The 18,778-nt window shown below is 70.0% G+C and carries 14 protein-coding genes and 1 pseudogene; 8 read left to right on the forward strand and 7 right to left on the reverse strand.

The annotated features are described in order from the left end of the window. Nucleotides 1-72: 72 nt before the first annotated feature. From ACFVXE_RS07715 to ACFVXE_RS07730, 4 genes are all read right to left on the reverse strand, one after another. The gene (locus ACFVXE_RS07715) at nt 73-1,683 is read right to left on the reverse strand and encodes an FAD-dependent oxidoreductase (RefSeq protein WP_389670097.1); all 1,611 of its coding nucleotides are present in this window, start codon (nt 1,681-1,683) and stop codon (nt 73-75) included. A gap of 5 nt (nt 1,684-1,688) precedes the next feature. Further along, nucleotides 1,689-3,224, reverse strand: a complete 1,536-nt coding sequence (glpK, locus tag ACFVXE_RS07720; RefSeq protein ID WP_389670098.1) for a glycerol kinase GlpK — start codon at nt 3,222-3,224, stop codon at nt 1,689-1,691. Nucleotides 3,225-3,280: 56 nt separating this feature from the next. Continuing rightward, the gene (locus ACFVXE_RS07725) at nt 3,281-4,072 is read right to left on the reverse strand and encodes an MIP/aquaporin family protein (protein ID WP_389670099.1); all 792 of its coding nucleotides are present in this window, start codon (nt 4,070-4,072) and stop codon (nt 3,281-3,283) included. Between the two features lie 231 nt (nt 4,073-4,303). After that, complete coding sequence (locus tag ACFVXE_RS07730) at nt 4,304-5,068, reverse strand: IclR family transcriptional regulator (protein WP_389670100.1); 765 nt, start codon at nt 5,066-5,068, stop codon at nt 4,304-4,306. A gap of 238 nt (nt 5,069-5,306) precedes the next feature. Here ACFVXE_RS07730 and metH point away from each other — a divergent pair, with 238 nt between their 5' ends. From metH to ACFVXE_RS07745, 3 genes are all read left to right on the forward strand, one after another. Beyond that, nucleotides 5,307-8,819, forward strand: coding sequence for a methionine synthase (metH, locus tag ACFVXE_RS07735; RefSeq protein WP_389670101.1), 3,513 nt, complete (start codon nt 5,307-5,309; stop codon nt 8,817-8,819). A gap of 140 nt (nt 8,820-8,959) precedes the next feature. Then, nucleotides 8,960-9,661, forward strand: a complete 702-nt coding sequence (locus ACFVXE_RS07740; protein ID WP_389670102.1) for an HAD family hydrolase — start codon at nt 8,960-8,962, stop codon at nt 9,659-9,661. 370 nt (nt 9,662-10,031) lie between these two features. Next, nucleotides 10,032-11,633 carry an ABC transporter substrate-binding protein gene (locus ACFVXE_RS07745; protein ID WP_389670103.1) on the forward strand — a complete coding sequence of 534 codons (1,602 nt, stop codon included), beginning with the start codon at nt 10,032-10,034 and terminating at the stop codon, nt 11,631-11,633. Nucleotides 11,634-11,687: 54 nt separating this feature from the next. Here ACFVXE_RS07745 and ACFVXE_RS07750 read toward each other — a convergent pair whose 3' ends face one another. Together ACFVXE_RS07750 and ACFVXE_RS07755 are read right to left on the reverse strand one after the other, a co-directional pair. Beyond that, nucleotides 11,688-12,359, reverse strand: coding sequence for a response regulator (locus ACFVXE_RS07750; RefSeq protein WP_389670104.1), 672 nt, complete (start codon nt 12,357-12,359; stop codon nt 11,688-11,690). Between the two features lie 9 nt (nt 12,360-12,368). Continuing rightward, a complete protein-coding gene (locus tag ACFVXE_RS07755) occupies nt 12,369-13,214 on the reverse strand; it encodes a RecB family exonuclease (RefSeq protein WP_389670126.1) in 846 nt (281 codons plus the stop codon). 171 nt (nt 13,215-13,385) lie between these two features. Here ACFVXE_RS07755 and ACFVXE_RS07760 point away from each other — a divergent pair, with 171 nt between their 5' ends. Beyond that, nucleotides 13,386-14,630: a site-2 protease family protein gene (locus ACFVXE_RS07760; protein WP_389670127.1), complete on the forward strand. Its 1,245-nt coding sequence runs from the start codon at nt 13,386-13,388 to the stop codon at nt 14,628-14,630. 85 nt (nt 14,631-14,715) lie between these two features. Further along, nucleotides 14,716-15,624 (forward strand): tRNA (adenine-N1)-methyltransferase, encoded by a 909-nt coding sequence (locus tag ACFVXE_RS07765; protein WP_389670105.1) that lies wholly within the window; start codon nt 14,716-14,718, stop codon nt 15,622-15,624. Between the two features lie 84 nt (nt 15,625-15,708). On the opposite strand, the pseudogene ACFVXE_RS07770 reads toward ACFVXE_RS07765, so the two are convergent. Next, nucleotides 15,709-16,148: pseudogene (locus tag ACFVXE_RS07770) on the reverse strand (MFS transporter); the annotation flags it as partial. 410 nt (nt 16,149-16,558) lie between these two features. On the opposite strand from ACFVXE_RS07770, the gene ACFVXE_RS07775 reads away from it, so the two are divergent. From ACFVXE_RS07775 to ACFVXE_RS07785, 3 genes are all read left to right on the forward strand, one after another. Then, a complete protein-coding gene (locus ACFVXE_RS07775; RefSeq protein WP_389670106.1) occupies nt 16,559-17,131 on the forward strand; it encodes an SAV_6107 family HEPN domain-containing protein in 573 nt (190 codons plus the stop codon). A 122-nt stretch (nt 17,132-17,253) separates the two neighbouring features. Next, complete coding sequence (locus tag ACFVXE_RS07780; RefSeq protein WP_389670107.1) at nt 17,254-18,012, forward strand: class I SAM-dependent methyltransferase; 759 nt, start codon at nt 17,254-17,256, stop codon at nt 18,010-18,012. A gap of 272 nt (nt 18,013-18,284) precedes the next feature. Next, nucleotides 18,285-18,677 carry a DUF3040 domain-containing protein gene (locus ACFVXE_RS07785; protein ID WP_389670108.1) on the forward strand — a complete coding sequence of 131 codons (393 nt, stop codon included), beginning with the start codon at nt 18,285-18,287 and terminating at the stop codon, nt 18,675-18,677. The last annotated feature ends 101 nt before the right edge of the window (nt 18,678-18,778 follow it).

Consider the following 18,778-nt stretch of genomic DNA (forward strand, 5'->3'; position numbering starts at 1 on the left):
CGCGACGTGCGGGCGGGGGCGGCTCCCCCCGTGGGACCGCCCCCGCCCGCACGTCCGCGGGCCGGCCCGCCGTCAGCCCCGGGCGGCCAGCATGCCCTCGACCCCGGCCCGGATCTCGTCCGTCGCGAGTCCCCGGACGGTCAGAGTCGTGCGGCGGCGCAGCACGTCGTCGGCGGTCTCGGCCCACTCGTGGTCGCGCGCGTAGGCGACCTGCGCCCAGATCTCGGGCGCCTCCGGGTGGATGCGCTCGGCCAGCGCCGGGTTCTCGTTCGCCAGCCGCGCGATGTCGAAGGAGAGCGACCCGTAGTGGGTGGCGAGATGCCGCGCGGTGTCGGCAGACATCCTCGGTCCGGGCGTGCCGCCGTCGACCAGCAGCCGGTGCGCGACCGCGTTCGGGTTGGCGATACCGGGCAGTGGGAGTTTCTTCGGCAGCCGCGCCATCGGCTCCATGTCCTCTGCGAGGGGGTGCCCGGGGAGCGCGGCCAGCTTGTTCATCACCGTACGGCCGATGTGGCGGAAGGTCGTCCACTTGCCGCCCGCGACCGACAGCATGCCGCCGCGGCCCTCCGTCACGACCGTCTCGCGCTTGGCCTTGGAGGTGTCGCCGGGGCCGCCCGGCAGCACCCGCAGGCCTGCGAAGGAGTAGGTGATCAGATCGCGCGACAGCTGCTGATCCCTGACCGAGAACGCCGCCTCGTCCAGGATCTGCGCGGTGTCCTTCTCGGTGACCGCGACGTCCGCCGGATCGCCCTCGTACTCCTCGTCCGTCGTACCGAGCAGCAGCATGTCCTCCCAGGGCAGGGCGAACGTGATGCGGTACTTGTCGATCGGCGTGGCCAGCGCGGCCTTCCAGGGGCGGGTGCGCTTCAGCACGAGGTGCGCGCCCTTGGACAGGCGTATCGAAGGCGCCGCGTTCGGGTCCTCCATCTTCCGCAGGTGGTCGACCCACGGCCCGGTGGCGTTGAGCACCAGCCGGGCGTCGACGCCGAACTCCGTACCGTCCGTGCGGTCCTCCAGATCCGCGCCCGTCACCCGGCCCCGGGTGAACCGCAGCCCGGTCACCGCGGCGTGGTTGAGGACGACCGCGCCCGCGTCGACCGCCGCGCGGACCGTCATCAGCGCCATCCGGGCGTCGTTCATCTGATCGTCGCCGTAGACCGCGACGGCCTTCAGGTTGTCCGTACGCAGCTCCGGCACATCGCGCTGCGCCTTCGCCGGGCTGATCACATGGCCGACGCCGTCACCGAACGCGGAGAGCGCCGAGTACGCGAACACGCCCGCGCCGAGCTTGGCCGCGCCGTGCGGGCCGCCCTTGTAGACCGGCAGGTAGAAGGTGAGCGGATTGGCCAGGTGCGGTGCCACCTGACGGGACACCGCACGGCGCTCGAAGTGGTTCTCCGCGACCAGCTTCACCGCGCCGGTCTGCAGGTAGCGCAGACCGCCGTGGAGCAGCTTGGAGGAGGCCGATGAGGTGGCGCCGGCGAAGTCGCCGGCGTCCACCAGGGCCACCCGCAGCCCGGACTGCGCGGCGTGCCAGGCGGTGGAGATGCCCAGGATGCCACCACCGATCACCAGGAGGTCGTACGTCGCCTTGGAGAGCTGCTCCCGAGTTTCGGCGCGGCTCGGAAGGGAGCCGGCGGCCGGGTGCGTCCCCAGTGCGGGGACGCTCTGCAGGGTGGTCATGTCGATTACTCCTCGGCAGTGTTGTCGTCGAGCCAGCCCATGGAACGCTGCACGGCCTTGAGCCAGCTCTTGTACTCGCGGTCGCGGGTCTCCGCGTCCATGCGGGGGGTCCACTCGGCGGCCCGGCGCCAGTTGGCCCGCAGCGCGTCGGTGTCCGGCCAGAAGCCGACGGCGAGACCGGCGGCGTAGGCGGCGCCGAGGCAGGTCGTCTCGGCGACCATGGGACGCACCACGGGCGCGTCGAGGAAGTCGGCGAGGGTCTGCATCAGCAAGTTGTTGGAGGTCATGCCGCCGTCGACCTTCAGCGCGGTCAGCTCGACGCCGGAGTCCTTGGTCATGGCGTCGGTGATCTCACGGGTCTGCCAGGCGGTCGCCTCCAGGACGGCACGGGCGATGTGCGCCTTGGTGACGTACCTGGTCAGTCCGGCGATGACACCGCGAGCGTCGGAGCGCCAGTACGGGGCGAACAGACCGGAGAACGCGGGCACGAAGTACGCGCCGCCGTTGTCCTCGACCGACGAGGCGAGGGTCTCGATCTCGGCCGCGGAATTGATCAGGCCCATCTGGTCGCGCATCCACTGCACCAGCGAACCGGTGACGGCGATGGAACCCTCCAGGGCGTAGACCGGCTTCTGGTCGCCGATCCGGTAGCCGACGGTCGTCAGCAGTCCGTTGTACGAGTTGACGGGCGTCTCGCCGGTGTTCATCAGCATGAAGGTGCCGGTGCCGTACGTGGACTTGGCCTCTCCCTCGGAGAAGCAGGTCTGGCCGAACAGGGCCGCCTGCTGGTCACCGAGGGCGGAGGCGACCGGGACACCGGCCAGCACGCCGTGCTCGGCGGTGCCGTACACCTCGGCGGAGGAGCGGATCTCCGGCAGCACGGCGGCGGGGATGTCCATCGACTGGAGGATCCGCCGGTCCCACTTCATCTCGTGCAGGTTCATCAGGAGGGTGCGCGAGGCGTTGGTCACGTCGGTGACGTGCACGCCGCCCTCGACGCCGCCGGTGAGGTTCCAGATGACCCAGGAGTCCATGGTGCCGAAGAGGATGTCGCCGCGCTCGGCGCGCTCGCGCAGTCCCTCGACGTTGTCGAGCAGCCAGCGGATCTTGGGCCCGGCGAAGTACGAGGCGAGCGGCAGCCCGGTCTCGCGGCGGAAGCGGTCCTGGCCGACGTTGCGGCCGAGCTCCTTGCAGAGCGCGTCGGTCCGGGTGTCCTGCCAGACGATCGCGTTGTGGACGGGCTCACCGGTGTTCTTGTCCCAGAGCAGCGTGGTCTCGCGCTGGTTGGTGATCCCGATCGCCTTGACGTCGGCGGCGGTGATGCCCGCCTTGACGACGGCTCCGGCGACGACCTCCTGCACGTTCTCCCAGATCTCGGTCGCGTTGTGCTCGACCCAGCCCGGCTTGGGGAAGATCTGCTCGTGCTCCTTCTGATCGACGGAGACGATCCGGCCGTCCTTGTCGAAGACGATGCAGCGGCTGGAGGTGGTGCCCTGGTCGATGGCCGCGATGAACGGGCCGGTGGTGTGTGCGTCGGTCACGGTGTGCTCCTGGAGGTCTGTGAGATCTGAGGGGTTACGGCTCCGGCTTCTACGGCTCACGCGAAGGCGATGTTGTAGAGCCCGCCCGCGATCGCACCGCCGATGAGGGGGCCGACGACCGGGATCCACGCGTAGCCCCAGTCGGAACCGCCCTTGTTCGGCAGCGGCAGCAGCGCGTGCACGATACGCGGACCGAGGTCGCGAACCGGGTTGATCGCGTAACCGGTCGGGCCGCCGAGCGAGAGACCGATGGAGACGACGACCAGGGAGGTGATCAGCGCGCCGAGCGTGCCCAGGCCGTTGCCGTCGTTGTTCAGGCCCTGCGTGAGGATCGCCAGGACCAGCACGACCGTGGCGATGACCTCGGTGACGACGTTCTGCACGGCGTTACGGATCTCCGGGCCCGTGGAGAAGATGCCCAGGACCGGGCCGGCCTTCGGAGCGGCGGCCTGGTCGACCATGCCCTCTTCACTCGGCCGGCTGTACAGGGTCGCCGGATCGGTCAGATGGGCCCGGAACTGTCCGTAGTACGTCAGCCAGACCAGCACCGCGCCGATCATCGCGCCGAGCAGCTGCGAACCGAGGTACAGCGGAACGTCGCTCCACGGGGTGCCCCCCTTGATCGCGAGGCCGATGGTGACCGCCGGGTTGAGATGCGCGCCCGACACGCCCCCGGCCAGATACGCGGCGGTGAGCACCGCGAAACCCCAGCCGAAGGTGATGGCGAGCCAGCCGGCGTTCTGAGCCTTGGAGTGCTTGAGAGTGACGGCGGCACAGACACCGCCGCCGAGCAGGATGAGTACGGCGGTACCGATGGTCTCGCCGATGAAGATGTCGGAGCTGGACACCCGCGACTCCTTTGTCCTTCGTCCAGGGAAGCCGAACCCCGGGTCCCTCCGGTGGTCCGCACCCTCAGCTGAGGGCTTGACCGGCCCTTGGCACTGTCACACCCTAGCGCGTATTGCCGTTAGGCGTTCGACAATGTCGACCGATGAACGGCAGTGTTTCTCCCTGTTGAATGAAGCGTCAAGAGTTCCTGGGTCTTTGACCCGATCGTTACCGATGATCCGCCAGAACGGTCAGAAGCGCCCGGCGCCGAGATCCCGGGAGACCGCCCGGGCGCAGTCACGCACCGCCGCGATCAGCTCCGGGCGGAGCTCGCCGCCGGAGCACACCCGTTCCACCGCGCCGGTCACGGCCACCGCCCCGACCGGCATCCGGCGCCGGTCGTGGATCGGGGCGGCCACCGCGGCCACCCCCTCCCAGGTCTCCTCCACGTCGGCAGCCCAGCCGCGTGCCCGGGTCAGTGCGAGTGCCGACTCGAAATCCTCCAGGTCGGTGACGGTGCGCGAGGTGAAGGGCTCCCGTTCGGCCTCGATCGCCTCGGTGTGCGCCACCGGGTCGTAGGCCGCGAGCACCTTGCCCAGCGCCGTGGAGTGCAGCGGCTGCATCGCGCCGACCTCCAGGACCTGTCGGCTGTCGTCGGGGCGGAAGACGTGGTGCACGATCAGGACGCCCTGCTGGTGCAGGACGCCCAGGTGGGTGCTCTCGCCGCTGGACCGGGCCAGGTCGTCCGTCCAGACCAGGGCGCGCGCCCGCAGCTCGTGCACGTCCAGGTAGCTGTTGCCCAGCCGCAGCAGCTCGGCGCCCAGCTGGTAGCGCCCGGACGCCGAGTCCTGCTCCACGAAGCCCTCGTGCTGCAGTGTGCGGAGGATGCCGTGCGCGGTGCCCTTGGCCAGGCCCAGGGAGGAGGCGATGTCGGACAGCCCCAGCCGCCGCTCGCCGCCCGCCAGCAGGCGCAGCATCGCCGCCGCCCGTTCGAGCGACTGGATGTTCTTGGCCATGGCGCCGTACTCCTCCACTATGGTTCGACAATGCTGAACACTATCGGCCGATGCCGACCCATGCTCGATGTTGTGGGGAGCGTGATCCGTCGCATCACCCGGTACGTCCCCCGCACAGCATGCAGTCCGTTCCGTGGGACACAGTGACGGTCGAAGGCGCCGCCCGGCTACCCTGACGAGGTGCGGCCTCCACCGAAGCCGCAAAGCCGACAGCCGTCGCATCCCTGGGAGTACATCCATGGCCTCGTCGCCGACCCCTTCCGCCGACAGCCGGAACCGAGCCGAAGCGCTCCGTGAGGCGCTCGCCACCCGTGTGGTGGTGGCCGACGGTGCCATGGGCACCATGCTCCAGGCGCAGGACCCCACCCTGGAGGACTTCCAGAACCTCGAAGGCTGCAACGAGATCCTCAACGTCACCCGCCCGGACATCGTGCGGTCCGTGCACGAGGAGTACTTCGCGGTCGGCGTGGACTGCGTCGAGACGAACACCTTCGGCGCCAACCTCGCCGCTCTGGGCGAGTACGACATTCCCGAGCGGGTCCACGAACTCTCCGAGGCCGGCGCGCGCATCGCCCGTGAGGTCGCCGACGAGTTCACCGCCTCCACCGGGCAGCAGCGCTGGGTGCTCGGCTCCATGGGCCCCGGTACGAAGCTGCCGACACTGGGCCACGCCCCGTACGACAAGCTCCGCGACGCCTACCAGCAGAACGCCGAGGGCATGATCGCCGGAGGCGCCGACGCCCTCCTGGTGGAGACCACTCAGGACCTGCTCCAGACCAAGGCCTCGATCATCGGCGCCCGCCGCGCCCTGGAGGCCACCGGTACGAACCTGCCGGTGATCTGCTCCGTCACCGTCGAGACGACCGGCACGATGCTGCTCGGCTCCGAGATCGGCGCGGCGCTCACCGCCCTGGAACCCCTCGGCATCGACCTGATCGGTCTGAACTGCGCCACCGGCCCCGCCGAGATGAGCGAGCACCTGCGCTACCTCGCCCGTCACTCGCGCATCCCGCTCTCCTGCATGCCCAACGCCGGCCTCCCTGTCCTAGGCAAGGACGGTGCGCACTACCCGCTGTCCCCGGCCGAGCTGGCCGACGCCCAGGAGACCTTCGTCCGCGAGTACGGGCTCTCCCTGGTCGGCGGCTGTTGCGGTACGACCCCGGAGCACCTGCGCCAGGTCGTCGAGCGGGTGCGCGGCCTCGCCGTCACCCCCCGCACGCCGCACCCCGAGCCCGGCGCCGCGTCCCTCTACCAGACCATCCCGTTCCGCCAGGACACCTCGTACCTCGCGATCGGCGAGCGCACGAACGCCAACGGATCCAAGAAGTTCCGCGAGGCCATGCTGGAGGCCCGCTGGGACGACTGCGTGGAGATGGCCCGCGACCAGATCCGCGAGGGCGCCCACATGCTCGACCTCTGCGTCGACTACGTCGGCCGAGACGGAGTCGCGGACATGGAGGAGCTGGCCGGCCGCTTCGCCACCGCCTCCACCCTCCCGATCGTGCTCGACTCCACCGAGCTGCCCGTGCTGCGGGCCGGCCTGGAGAAGCTCGGCGGGCGGGCCGTTCTCAACTCCGTCAACTACGAGGACGGCGACGGTCCCGAGTCCCGCTTCGCCAAGGTCACCGCGCTGGCAGCCGAGCACGGCGCCGCGCTGATCGCCCTCACCATCGACGAGGAGGGCCAGGCCCGCACCGTCGAGCACAAGGTCGCCATCGCCGAGCGGCTGATCGAGGATCTGACCGGCAACTGGGGAATCCACGAGTCGGACATCCTCATCGACACCCTGACCTTCACGATCTGCACCGGTCAGGAGGAGTCCCGCAAGGACGGCGTCGCCACCATCGAGGCGATCCGCGAACTGAAGCGGCGGCACCCCGACGTCCAGACCACGCTCGGCCTGTCGAACATCTCCTTCGGCCTCAACCCGGCCGCCCGGGTGGTGCTCAACTCCGTCTTCCTCGACGAGTGTGTCAAGGCCGGACTCGACTCCGCCATCGTGCACGCCTCCAAGATCCTGCCGATCGCGCGCCTGGAGGAGGAGCAGGTCAAGGTCGCACTCGACCTCATCCACGACCGCCGCGCCGAGGGTTACGACCCGCTGCAGAAGCTCATGGAGCTCTTCGAGGGCGTCAGCACGAAGTCCATGAAGGCGGGCAAGGCCGAGGAGCTGCTCGCCCTTCCGCTCGACGAGCGCCTCCAGCGCCGCATCATCGACGGCGAGAAGAACGGCCTGGAGGCCGACCTCGACGAGGCACTGCAGACCCGTCCGGCGCTCGACATCGTCAACGACACCCTGCTCGAGGGCATGAAGGTCGTCGGCGAGCTCTTCGGTTCCGGCCAGATGCAGCTGCCGTTCGTGCTCCAGTCCGCCGAGGTCATGAAGTCCGCGGTGGCGTACCTGGAACCGCACATGGAGAAGTCCGACGCGGAGGGCAAGGGCACCATCGTGCTGGCCACCGTCCGCGGCGACGTCCACGACATCGGCAAGAACCTCGTCGACATCATCCTGTCCAACAACGGCTACAACGTCGTCAACATCGGCATCAAGCAGCCGGTCTCCGCGATCCTGGAGGCCGCCGAGGAGCACCGCGCCGACGTCATCGGCATGTCCGGTCTCCTGGTGAAGTCCACCGTGATCATGAAGGAGAACCTGGAGGAGCTGAACCAGCGCAAGCTGGCCGCCGAATACCCGGTGATCCTCGGCGGAGCGGCTCTCACCAGGGCCTATGTCGAGCAGGACCTGCACGAGATCTACGAGGGCGAGGTCCGCTACGCCCGCGACGCGTTCGAGGGCCTGCGCCTGATGGACGCCCTGATCGCGGTCAAGCGCGGTGTCCCAGGAGCCAGTCTCCCCGAGCTCAAGCAGCGCCGTGTGCCCAAGCGGGAGACCGCCGTACTGGAGGTCGAGGAGCCGGCGGAAGGCGTCCGTTCCGACGTGGCCACCGACAACCCGGTCCCCGAACCGCCGTTCTGGGGCACCCGTGTCGTCAAGGGCATCCAGCTCAAGGAGTACGCCTCCTGGCTCGACGAGGGTGCGCTCTTCAAGGGGCAGTGGGGCCTCAAGCAGGCCCGGACCGGCGACGGGCCGACGTACGAGGAGCTCGTGGAGACCGAGGGCCGCCCGCACCTGCGCGGCTGGCTCGACAAGCTGCACACCGAGAACCTGCTGGAAGCGGCGGTGGTCTACGGCTACTTCCCGTGCGTCTCCAAGGGCGACGACCTGATCCTGCTCCACGAGGACGGCTCCGAGCGGACCCGCTTCACCTTCCCGCGCCAGCGCCGCGGCCGTCGCCTGTGCCTCGCGGACTTCTTCCGTCCGGAGGAGTCGGGCGAGACGGATGTGATCGGCCTCCAGGTCGTCACCGTCGGCTCGAAGATCGGTGGCGAGACCGCCAAGCTCTTCGAGTCCAACTCCTACCGCGACTACCTGGAGCTGCACGGCCTCTCCGTCCAGCTCGCCGAGGCGCTCGCCGAGTACTGGCACGCCCGGGTCCGCTCCGAGCTCGGCTTCGGCGGCGAGGACCCGGCCGAGGTCGAGGACATGTTCGCGCTGAAGTACCGTGGCGCGCGCTTCTCCCTGGGCTACGGCGCCTGTCCCGACCTGGAGGACCGTGCGAAGATCGCCGACCTGCTGCAGCCGGAGCGGATCGGCGTGCACCTCTCCGAGGAGTTCCAGCTGCACCCGGAGCAGTCGACGGACGCGATCGTCATCCATCACCCGGAGGCGAAGTACTTCAACGCGCGCTGAGCCCGTCGACGCGCGGTGGGCGCATGTCCGACGCGTGTGAGCGGGACAAGTCGTACACTGGTCGGTCCAGTGCAGGCCGGTCGCCCTTTCCTCCGGAAATGGGTGGCCGGCCTTCTCGTCCCTCGTGGAAGGTGTGCCGCATGACCAGTACGGTCTCCGCGTCCTTGACCCGCACGGCCGAAGGCGCCGCCCTGCAGGCCGTCTTTCTCGACATGGACGGCACCCTGGTCGATACCGAGGGTTTCTGGTGGGACGCCGAGGTGGCGGTCTTCGCGGACCTCGGACACCGGCTGGACGAGTCGTGGCGGGACGTGGTCGTCGGCGGGCCGATGACCCGCAGCGCCGGCTATCTGATCGAGGTCACCGGTGCGGACATCACCCTCCCGGAGCTCACCGTGCTGCTCAACGACCGCTTCGAGGCGCGCATCGACCGCGGTGTGCCGCTGATGCCCGGCGCGGCACGGCTGCTCGCCGAACTGGTGGCCCACGAGGTGCCGACCGCACTGGTCTCCGCCTCGCACCGGCGCATCATCGACCGGGTGCTGGACTCGGTCGGCCACCACCACTTCGCCCTCACGGTGGCGGGCGACGAGGTCTCCCGTACGAAGCCGCACCCGGAGCCGTATCTCACCGCGGCCTCCGGCTTCGGGGCGGCCCCTGAGCGCTGCGCGGTCATCGAGGACACCGCGACCGGGGTCGCCGCCGCGGAGGCCGCCGGCTGCTGGGTCGTCGCCGTACCGTCCGTCGCGCCGATCGCGCCCGCATCCGGCCGGGTCGTCGTGGGTTCTCTCGAAGAAGTCGATCTCGCATTTCTCCGGGGCCTGGTCACGGGAACGAATTGATCGCACACCGAGAGTATTTCTGTGAATGAACGGAGAAGCTCTCGCCGTCGCGATGTGCGAATTCCTCGCTCATACGTAGCGGAAAGTCGGGTGCATGCCAATGTGGAGGTGTGCATCCGAGGTGAGTTCTGTCACCTCGAAGGCTTCCGAGACTTCACAAGATCCACCCACCTGTCCGTTCTGACCCTCCCGTGTGTCCCGATTCATGGAGTCCTGTACGGAACATTCCGCGCCCGGGAAATCGGCCCGCCGACAAATGCCCGCACCATTCGCTTGTGCTCGGGACGGCACCGGTCGGGAATTGCAGACGGCGCCTACTAATGTCGTTTTCTCAATGGCCGGATGAGCCGGATGAGGGAGAACGTCGAAGATGAACCGTAAGACTCTGGTGCTGCCGGCCGTCGTCGGCCTGCTCGCGCCCGTACTCGCCGCCTGCGGCGCGACGGACGGCGGGAGCGATGGCAGCGCCGCCATCGTTGTCGGCACCACGGACCAGTTCGTCGCCACGGAGGACAATCCCGCGCCGCTCGATCCCGCCATCGGCTACGAAGCGGGTGTCTGGAACGTCCTGCGGCAGACCGTGCAGACCCTCACCCACATCCCGCGCGGAGGCGGCGCGCCCGTCCCCGAGGCCGCCAGGAGCTGCATCTTCACCGACCGGCAGAACGAGAGCTACCGCTGCAGGCTGCGCAGCGGTCTGACCTTCGCCGACGGCTCGCCCGTCACCGCCGAGGACGTCAAGTACTCCATCAACCGGGTCATCGGCATCAAGTCCGACAACGGACCCGTCGGCCTGCTCGCCAACATCGACACGATCGAGACCCGCGGCGACGACGAGGTCGTCTTCCACCTGAAGACGCCCGACGCGACCTTCCCGTACAAGCTCGCCACCCCGGCGGCCGGCATCGTGCCGAGGAGCGAGTACCCGGCCGACTCCCCGCGGGAAGGCTTCCAGGTCGACGGCTCCGGTCCGTACACGATGAAGCCGGAAATCGTGGACCACCAGGTCTCCAAGATCGTCTTCACCAAGAACCCGAAGTACAAGGGCGATCTGCGGGTCGTCAACGACAAGGTCGAACTCGACCTCTTCCCCGACGCGGCGGCGATGGGCAAGGCCCTCGACGACCAGAAGATCGACATGATGACCCGCACCATGTCGCCCGAGCAGGCCCAGCAGATGCTGGAGAAGCCGAAGGACGGCATCAAGCTCACCGAGATGCCCGGTCTCGCCATCAGCTACCTCGGCTTCGACACCACCGATCCCGCGGTGAAGGACAAGGCGGTCCGCCAGGCCGTGGCCCAGGTCATCGACCGCGGCCAGATCGCCGGCCAGGTCTACGGCACCACGGCCGAGCCGCTCTACTCGCTGATCCCGTCCAGCATCACGGGACACACGAACTCGTTCTACAACACGTACGGCGAGCCCAGCGCCCGCAAGGCAGCGGCCATTCTGCGGGACGCCGGCATCGACACCCCGGTGAAGTTCACCCTGCACTACACGACCGACCACTACGGGCCCGCCACCGGCGCCGAGTTCAAGACGCTGGCCAAGCAGCTCAACGCCACCGGCCTGTTCGACGTCACCACCCAGGGCACCCCGTGGGCGAAGTACCGTCCCGCGCAGAGGCGCGGCGACTACGCCGTCTACGGACTGGGCTGGTTCCCGGACTTCCCGGACCCGGACAACTACACGGCCCCGTTCCTCGACAAGAACAACTTCCTCAACTCGCCGTACACGTCCAAGGTCGCCCAGGACACCCTGATCCCTCAGTCCCGCCGTGAGGCCGACCGCGCCGCCGCCTCCAGGACGTTCCAGAAGTTGCAGGACATCGTCGCCACCGACGTCCCGGTACTCCCGATCTGGCAGGGCAAGCAGTACGTCGCCTCCCGCGACGACCTCACCGGTGTCGAGTGGGCGGTCAACTCCTCCGCCGACCTCCAGCTCTGGGAGCTCGGGCGGAACGCGAGCTGAACCCGGGCGCCGACCGGCGCCCGGGTTCAGCCCGGCACCCGGGCGCCGGCCGGATCACTGGGCGCCGGGGCGCACCAGTCCGCTCTCGTACGCGTACACCGCCGCCTGCACCCGGTCACGCAGCCCCAGCTTGGTCAGCACGTGGCCCACATGGGTCTTGACGGTCGTCTCGCTGACGAACAGATCGGCGGCGATCTCGGCGTTCGACAGACCCCGCGCCACCAGCTTCAGCACCTCCACCTCGCGCTCCGTCAGCGTGTGCAGGGTGCCCGGCAGGGGGTCCTCGCCGGACGGCAGATGGTCGGCGTACTTGTCCAACAGCCTGCGCGTGATGGACGGGGCCAGCATGGCCTCGCCCGCCGCGACCACCCGGATCGCCTGCACCAGCTCGTTGGCCGGGGCATCCTTCAGCAGGAAACCGCTGGCGCCGGCGCGCAGCGCCTCCACCACGTACTCGTCGAGGTCGAACGTGGTGAGCACCAGCACCTTCGCCGGACCGTCCCGGCCCGGACCCGTGATCTGCCGGGTCGCCTCGACCCCGTCCATCCGCGGCATACGGATGTCCATCAGCACCACATCGGGCTGCAGCGCCCGCACCTGGTCGAGGGCCTGGAGGCCGTCACCGGCCTCACCCACCACCGCCAGATCCCCCTCCGCCTCCAGAATCATCCGGAAGCCGGTGCGCAGCAGCGGCTGGTCGTCGACCAGCAGGACGCGGATTGCCACCAGATCTCCTCAAGCTCCGTCGGCGGCCACGGGCCGGCCGTCCCCGGCACGGGCCGAGGCCATTGTGTCCTGCTCACCCTGCCGGGGCTCCGCCGGGCGAACCGACAGCGGATAGACCGGGGGAGTCCCGCCGAATTCCGGACAGACCGCCTGGTGGTCGCACCAGCCGCACAGCTTCGTCGGCCGCGGCCGCCATTCGCCCGTCTCCGTCGCCAGCCGGATGGCCTCCCACAGCGCCAGCAGCCTTCGTTCGACCCGCTCCAGATCGGCCACGACCGGGTCGTACGTCACGACGTCACCGCTGCCCAGGTAGACCAGCTGCAGACGGCGCGGGACCACGCCCTTCAGCCGCCAGATCACGAGGGCGTAGAACTTCATCTGGAACAGCGCACCCTCCGCGTACTCCGGCCGCGGCGCCTTCCCCGTCTTGTAGTCGACGATCCGGACCTCGCCGGTCGGCGCCACATCGATCCGGTCGATCACCCCGCGCAGCCGCAGCCCCGACTCCAGCTCCGTCTCGACGGAGAGCTCCCGCTCGGCCGGCTCCAGACGGGTCGGGTCCTCCAGCGAGAACCACCGTTCCACCAGCCGCTCGGCCTCGGACAGCCAGCGTGAGAGCCGCTCGCCGTCCGCGTCCTCCGTGAACAGCTCCGACAGCTCCGGCTTCGTCTCCAGCAGCCGGTTCCACTGGCCGGGGACCAGGGCCGTGGCCCGATCGGCCGTACGCTCCACCGCCGGATCGTCGAACAGCTTCTCCAGTACCGCATGGACCAGCGTGCCCCGGGTAGCGGCTTCACTGGGCTTCTCCGGCAGCCTGTCGATGACCCGGAACCGGTACAGCAGGGGGCACTGCATGAAATCGTTCGCCCGCGACGGCGACAGGGACGAAGGCGGCTGCGGCGGCCGGGGCACGGAACTCATGACGAAGACCCTACGGCCCGCCACTGACACTCAGCGGCATACCATCGACGACAGACCCTCCCACACCGCATGACAGTGCCGGACGGCACCGACCGAAGGGACCCCGTGGACGAGAGCGGCGACAGCGGCCGGCCGCAGCCCGGCGGGACCGGCCCGGCCGCGCCCGGGAACGGGAACGGGAAACCGCGACGCCCCCGGGAGCCGGGCGGCGGCCTCCTGATGGGCCGCCCTTTCGGGGTGCCCGTGTACGTCGCGCCCAGCTGGTTCCTCGTCGCGGCGCTCATCACCTGGGTCTTCGGCGGCCAGCTGGACCGCGTGCTGCCGGAACTCGGCGCGGCCCGCTACCTGGTCTCGCTCTTCTTCGCGATCGCCTTCTACGCCTCGGTGCTCGTCCACGAACTCGCCCACACCGTCGCCGCACTCCGCTACCGGCTCCCCGTGCGCCGCATCCAGCTGCAGTTCTTCGGCGGCGTCTCCGAGATCGAGAAGGAGACCGAGACCCCCGGCCGCGAGTTCGTCCTCGCCTTCGTCGGCCCCCTGCTCTCCCTGGTGCTCGCCGGCCTCTTCTACCTCGGCATGCAGTTCGTCGAACCCGGCACCGTCCCCGGTGTCCTGCTCGCCGGGCTGATGATCTCCAACCTCATCGTCGCGGCCTTCAACCTGCTGCCCGGCCTGCCGCTCGACGGCGGCCGCATGCTGCGCGCCGTCGTCTGGAAGATCACCGGCCGTCCCATGAGCGGCACCGTCGCCGCCGCCTGGGTCGGCCGCGCCCTCGCCGTCACCGTCCTCATCGGTCTCCCGCTGCTCACCCACACCGGCGGCCTCGGGAACAACCCCGACGACATCAGCGGCATGGACACCGTCACCGACGCCCTGCTCGCCGCGATCCTCGCCGCCATCATCTGGACCGGAGCGGGGAACAGCCTGCGCATGGCACGCCTGCGCGAACACCTCCCGGACCTGCGCGCCCGCGCTCTCACCCGCCGTGCCGTCCCCGTCGAAGCCGCCACCCCGCTCTCCGAGGCGCTCCGCAGGGCCAACGAGGCGGGCGCCCGCGCCCTCGTCGTGGTCGACGGGCACGGCCAGCCCAAGGCCGTCGTCCGCGAGGCCGCCATCGTCTCCGTCCCCGAACACCGTCGCCCCTGGGTCGCCGTCAGCACCCTCGCCCAGGACCTCACCGACGGCATGAGGATCTCCGCCGAACTCACCGGCGAGGAGCTCCTCGACACCCTCAGGACCAGCCCCGCCACCGAGTACCTCGTGCTGGAGGAGACCGGCGAGATCTACGGAGTCCTCTCCACCGCCGATGTCGAACGCGCCTTCGTCGCCGCGATGGCGCGCACCCCCTGAGGGAACACCCGGCCGCTCGCACCGTGGTCGCGGAGCGGGACGGGCGGGCGGTCGGAGCCCCGGGAAACACCGGTACGCTGGTCACATGTCTGAACCGACCGGTGCCGCCCGCCGACGCGGGCCCTTCAAGGTCGGGGACCAGGTCCAGCTCACCGACCCCAAGGGACGCCACTACACCTTCACGCTCGAAGCCGGAAAGAACTTCCACACCCACAAGGGTTCTTTCCCGCACGACGAGCTGATCGGCGCTCCCGAGGGCAGTGTGGTCCGAACCACAGGAAACGTCGCCTACCTGGCGCTGCGCCCCCTGCTCCCCGACTATGTCCTGTCCATGCCCCGCGGCGCCGCCGTGGTCTACCCCAAGGACGCGGGGCAGATCCTGGCGTTCGCCGACATCTTCCCCGGCGCCCGCGTCGTGGAAGCCGGCGTCGGCTCCGGCTCGCTCTCCACCTTCCTGCTCCGCGCCGTCGGCGACCAGGGCATGCTGCACTCGTACGAACGCCGCGAGGACTTCGCCGAGATCGCCCAGCAGAACGTCGAGCGCTACTTCGGCGAGCCGCACCCCGCGTGGCAGCTCACCGTCGGAGACCTCCAGGACAACCTCTCCGACACCGACGTCGACCGGGTCATCCTCGACATGCTCGCCCCGTGGGAATGCCTGGAGGCCGTCTCCAAGGCACTCGTCCCCGGCGGCATCCTCTGTGCCTACGTCGCGACCACCACCCAGCTCGCCCGGACTGTCGAGTCGATCCGTGAGATCGGCTGCTTCGCCGAGCCGCAGCCCTGGGAGTCGATGATCCGCAACTGGCACGTCGAGGGCCTGGCGGTCCGCCCGGACCACCGCATGATCGGCCACACCGGCTTCCTCGTCACCGCCCGGCGCCTCGCCGACGGTGTGGAGGCCCCGCTGCGCCGCCGCCGCCCCGCCAAGGGCGCCTACGGCGAGGACTACGACGGTCCCGGCAGCCAGAGCGGCTCCTCCTCCCGGAGCTGACTCCGCGCAACCCGGTGGCGGGGGGCGCCCCCCGCCCCCCCCCCCCCCCGGGGGCACCCCCCCCCCCCCCCCCCCGGCGGAAGGCCGCCCCAGCCAGGTCCCGGCGGGAACACCGAGCACGAGGGCGAGCGAACCGGCGACGGACAGCGCCCCGACCACGCGCCCGCGGACCTCGGGCGCGAACAGGCCCACCGCGACCGGCCCCATCACGGCCCAGAACAGTGCCTGGGCGAGCGCGGTCAGCAGCCGTGCCACGAGAAGCAGCCAGTAAGAGGTCGCCAGCGCCGCAACCAGACTCGACACGACCAGCGTTGCTGCGTTGCCAGCAGTCCTGTGAGCACATGACGCCGGGGCACGGCCCGCATGACGTGGGCGAGCGGCAGAGACGCCACCGCGACCGTCACGCCGTAGCCGGTGACCAGGAGGCCGACCGCTGACACTGACACCCGCAGGCTTTCGGAGATGAGCTCCAGGAGGCCGACCGGCAGGTTCTCTGCGGTGTTGAAGGTGAAGGCGGCCAGCATCAGGGCCACAAGCACTGCCGATCCGTGCCATGTGGACGGTTGTGCCGTGACTCCACGGTCTCTTCCCGACCTCGCCGCCTGCTCGGCACCGTCCATGGAGGTACCTCACCGGGCTCACACGTCCCGCAGCAACCGGATTTCATCTGCCGGGCTGTTCGCCGACACACCCCCGTCACGCCGGCCGCTGCTTGGTGATCTTCTCGGTGCCGGAGCTCTGCTCACCGAGACGGCGACCCCGCGAAGCTCGCTGATCACGGCGAACCCCGGCTCGGCGGACGCCCCTCTCGCCACCCTCGTGGAGAAAGAACAAAAGTCGAGGTCAGGGCCTGATTCGGCGTGATTGTCAGTGGCGCCCCGCACGATGGATACATACGGCCACGAAGCCGTCACACGACGACAGGAGGTTCGTCATGGTGAACTCGTCCGCAGCAGCCGCCCCGCGGCGCCGCGCAGACGGCCCTGCCCCCTCACCGACCGGCCCCATCCCTTCCTCGTCCCCTTCTTCTTCCTCGTCATCGGGCGGTCCGGCCGCCGACGTCCACCCCGTGCTGCGCCGCACCACGGCGCCGCCGGCCGCCCTCGATCTGCTGGCGCAGGCCCACAGCGGCCTCGCCGAGGCCGCTGTGCTCGACGTGCCGAACGAGCGCTATGCCACCGCCCATCTCGCCGCGCTGCGTACCGCCGCCGCGGTGCTGGCGGCCCGCGGCCGGCCCGAAACCACCAGGCGGCGGCGGGAGAGGATCCGCAGCGCCTGGGACGTCCTCCCGGAGATCGCTCCGGAGCTCACCGAATGGAGCGCCCTGTTCGCCTCGGGCGCCCGTCGCAGGGCCCGGGCGGAGGCGGGCATACCCGGCGCCGCAGGCAGCCGCGACGCCGACGACCTGCTGCGTGACGCGGCCATGTTCCTGCGCCTGGTCGAGCGGTTGCTGGCCCTCCGGCCGGTACTTCCACAGGCCCGGAAGGAGGGGGCGGACGCGGGATGAGGGCGGTCGTGGTCCGGGGCGGGTGACGACGGTCCGAGGCAATAGGGTGGACAGCACGTGCATCACCCGCACTGTCCACGCTCCGCCGTCTGCGGCGGCACCGCGACGAGGAGTCATCTGCCGTGTCGGACCAGCTGCGCCCCCGCGCCTCCCTCCGTACCGCTGTGGTGTGGGAGGTCCTGAAGGACGCCCTCGACCGTCAGGTCAAGGCGACCGGCAGGGACGCCCTGGACGTCCTGGACACCGGCGGCGGCACCGGGAACTTCGCGGTGCCGGTCGCCCGGCTCGGCCATCGGGTCACCGTCGTCGACCCCAGCCCCAACGCGCTCTTCGCGCTGGAGCGCCGCGCCGCCGAGGCCGGCGTCGCCGACCGGGTCCGCGGAGTCCAGGGCGACATCCTCGGCCTGTTCGAGGTCGTCGAGCGCGGTGGGTACGACGCGGTGCTCTGCCACGGAGTCCTGGAGTACGTCGACGACCCCGCCGAAGGTGTACGGAACGCGGTCGACGCCCTCCGCCCGTCCGGCGACCTCAGCCTGCTCGCCGCCGGACTCGGAGGCGCCGTTCTGGCCAGGGCGCTCGCCGGTCACTTCACCGAGGCGCGGCAGGCGCTGAGCGACCCTTCGGGCCGCTGGGGCGAGGGTGACCCGATGCCCCGTCGGTACACCGCCGAGCAGCTCACCGAACTGGTCTCCGCGGCCGACGTCGAGATCGGCGCCGTACACGGAGTACGGGTCTTCGCCGACCTGGTGCCCGGAGTCCTGGTGGACACCGAACCGGGTGCGATGGAGGCGCTGCTCAGGCTGGAGAGCGCCGTGGCGGAACTGCCCGCCTTCCACTCGGTCGCGACCCAGCTGCACGTTCTGGGCACCAAGCGCGCCTGAGCCACCGCCGCAGTGCGGCTGATCAGCAACGCAGCTGCAGATGGAGTACGCCCCAGGACCCCCGATCGGGGGTCTCTCCACGTATGATCGGGGGACACCATCCGGCATGACGGATCGGAGGTTGGGGAATCAACGCCTCAGCAGCTGAGCCGCCGTGGCGGCCCGGACTGGCTGATTGGCGAAGAGGGCGGGTTTCACGGGGGCGATTCCCTGCCTATCCTGGAAGGGCCGCATACCGGCCGCCCCCCGCGGCCGACGACGAGGAGGACTCCGTGCCGCTCTCGGAGCACGAGCAGCGAATGCTCGAGCAGATGGAGCGAGCGCTGTACGCCGAAGATCCCAAGTTCGCGACAGCGCTTGAGGGAAGCGGGCTGCGTACGTACACCCGGCGACGGGTCTACCAGGCGGTCGCAGGCTTCCTGGTGGGTATCGCGCTCCTCATGGCCGGAATGGTCGCCAAGCAGATCTGGATCAGCGTGGTGGGCTTCCTCGTCATGCTGGGGTGCGCGGGCCTAGCGGTCACCGGTTGGCGCAAGGCGTCCAAGCCCGGCGAGCAACAGGCGGCCGGGGGCAGGAGCGAGCGCCGGCATCCCAGGCAACGCCGGACGGTGATGAACCGAATCGAACAGCGGTGGCAGCGACGCCGCGACGAACAGGGCCAGTAGCGCTTCGATAGCCTAGGGACGGGGGGGGGGGCGCGGATGGGGGGGCCCCCCCCAACCAAAACCCCCCCCCCCCCCCCCCGGGGTCCGGGGGTCAGGCGAAG

The organism is Streptomyces sp. NPDC058231, from assembly GCF_042882275.1.
GTDB lineage: Bacteria > Actinomycetota > Actinomycetes > Streptomycetales > Streptomycetaceae > Streptomyces.

Coding starts and splice junctions, on each gene's coding strand:
- ACFVXE_RS07715 (WP_389670097.1), bottom strand. CDS start 1,683: ATGACCACCCTGCAGAGCGTCCCCGCACTGGGGACGCACCCGGCCGCC.
- ACFVXE_RS07730 (WP_389670100.1), bottom strand. CDS start 5,068: ATGGCCAAGAACATCCAGTCGCTCGAACGGGCGGCGGCGATGCTGCGC.
- metH (WP_389670101.1), top strand. CDS start 5,307: ATGGCCTCGTCGCCGACCCCTTCCGCCGACAGCCGGAACCGAGCCGAA.
- ACFVXE_RS07740 (WP_389670102.1), top strand. CDS start 8,960: ATGACCAGTACGGTCTCCGCGTCCTTGACCCGCACGGCCGAAGGCGCC.
- ACFVXE_RS07745 (WP_389670103.1), top strand. CDS start 10,032: ATGAACCGTAAGACTCTGGTGCTGCCGGCCGTCGTCGGCCTGCTCGCG.
- ACFVXE_RS07755 (WP_389670126.1), bottom strand. CDS start 13,214: ATGCAGTGCCCCCTGCTGTACCGGTTCCGGGTCATCGACAGGCTGCCG.
- ACFVXE_RS07765 (WP_389670105.1), top strand. CDS start 14,716: ATGTCTGAACCGACCGGTGCCGCCCGCCGACGCGGGCCCTTCAAGGTC.
- ACFVXE_RS07775 (WP_389670106.1), top strand. CDS start 16,559: ATGGTGAACTCGTCCGCAGCAGCCGCCCCGCGGCGCCGCGCAGACGGC.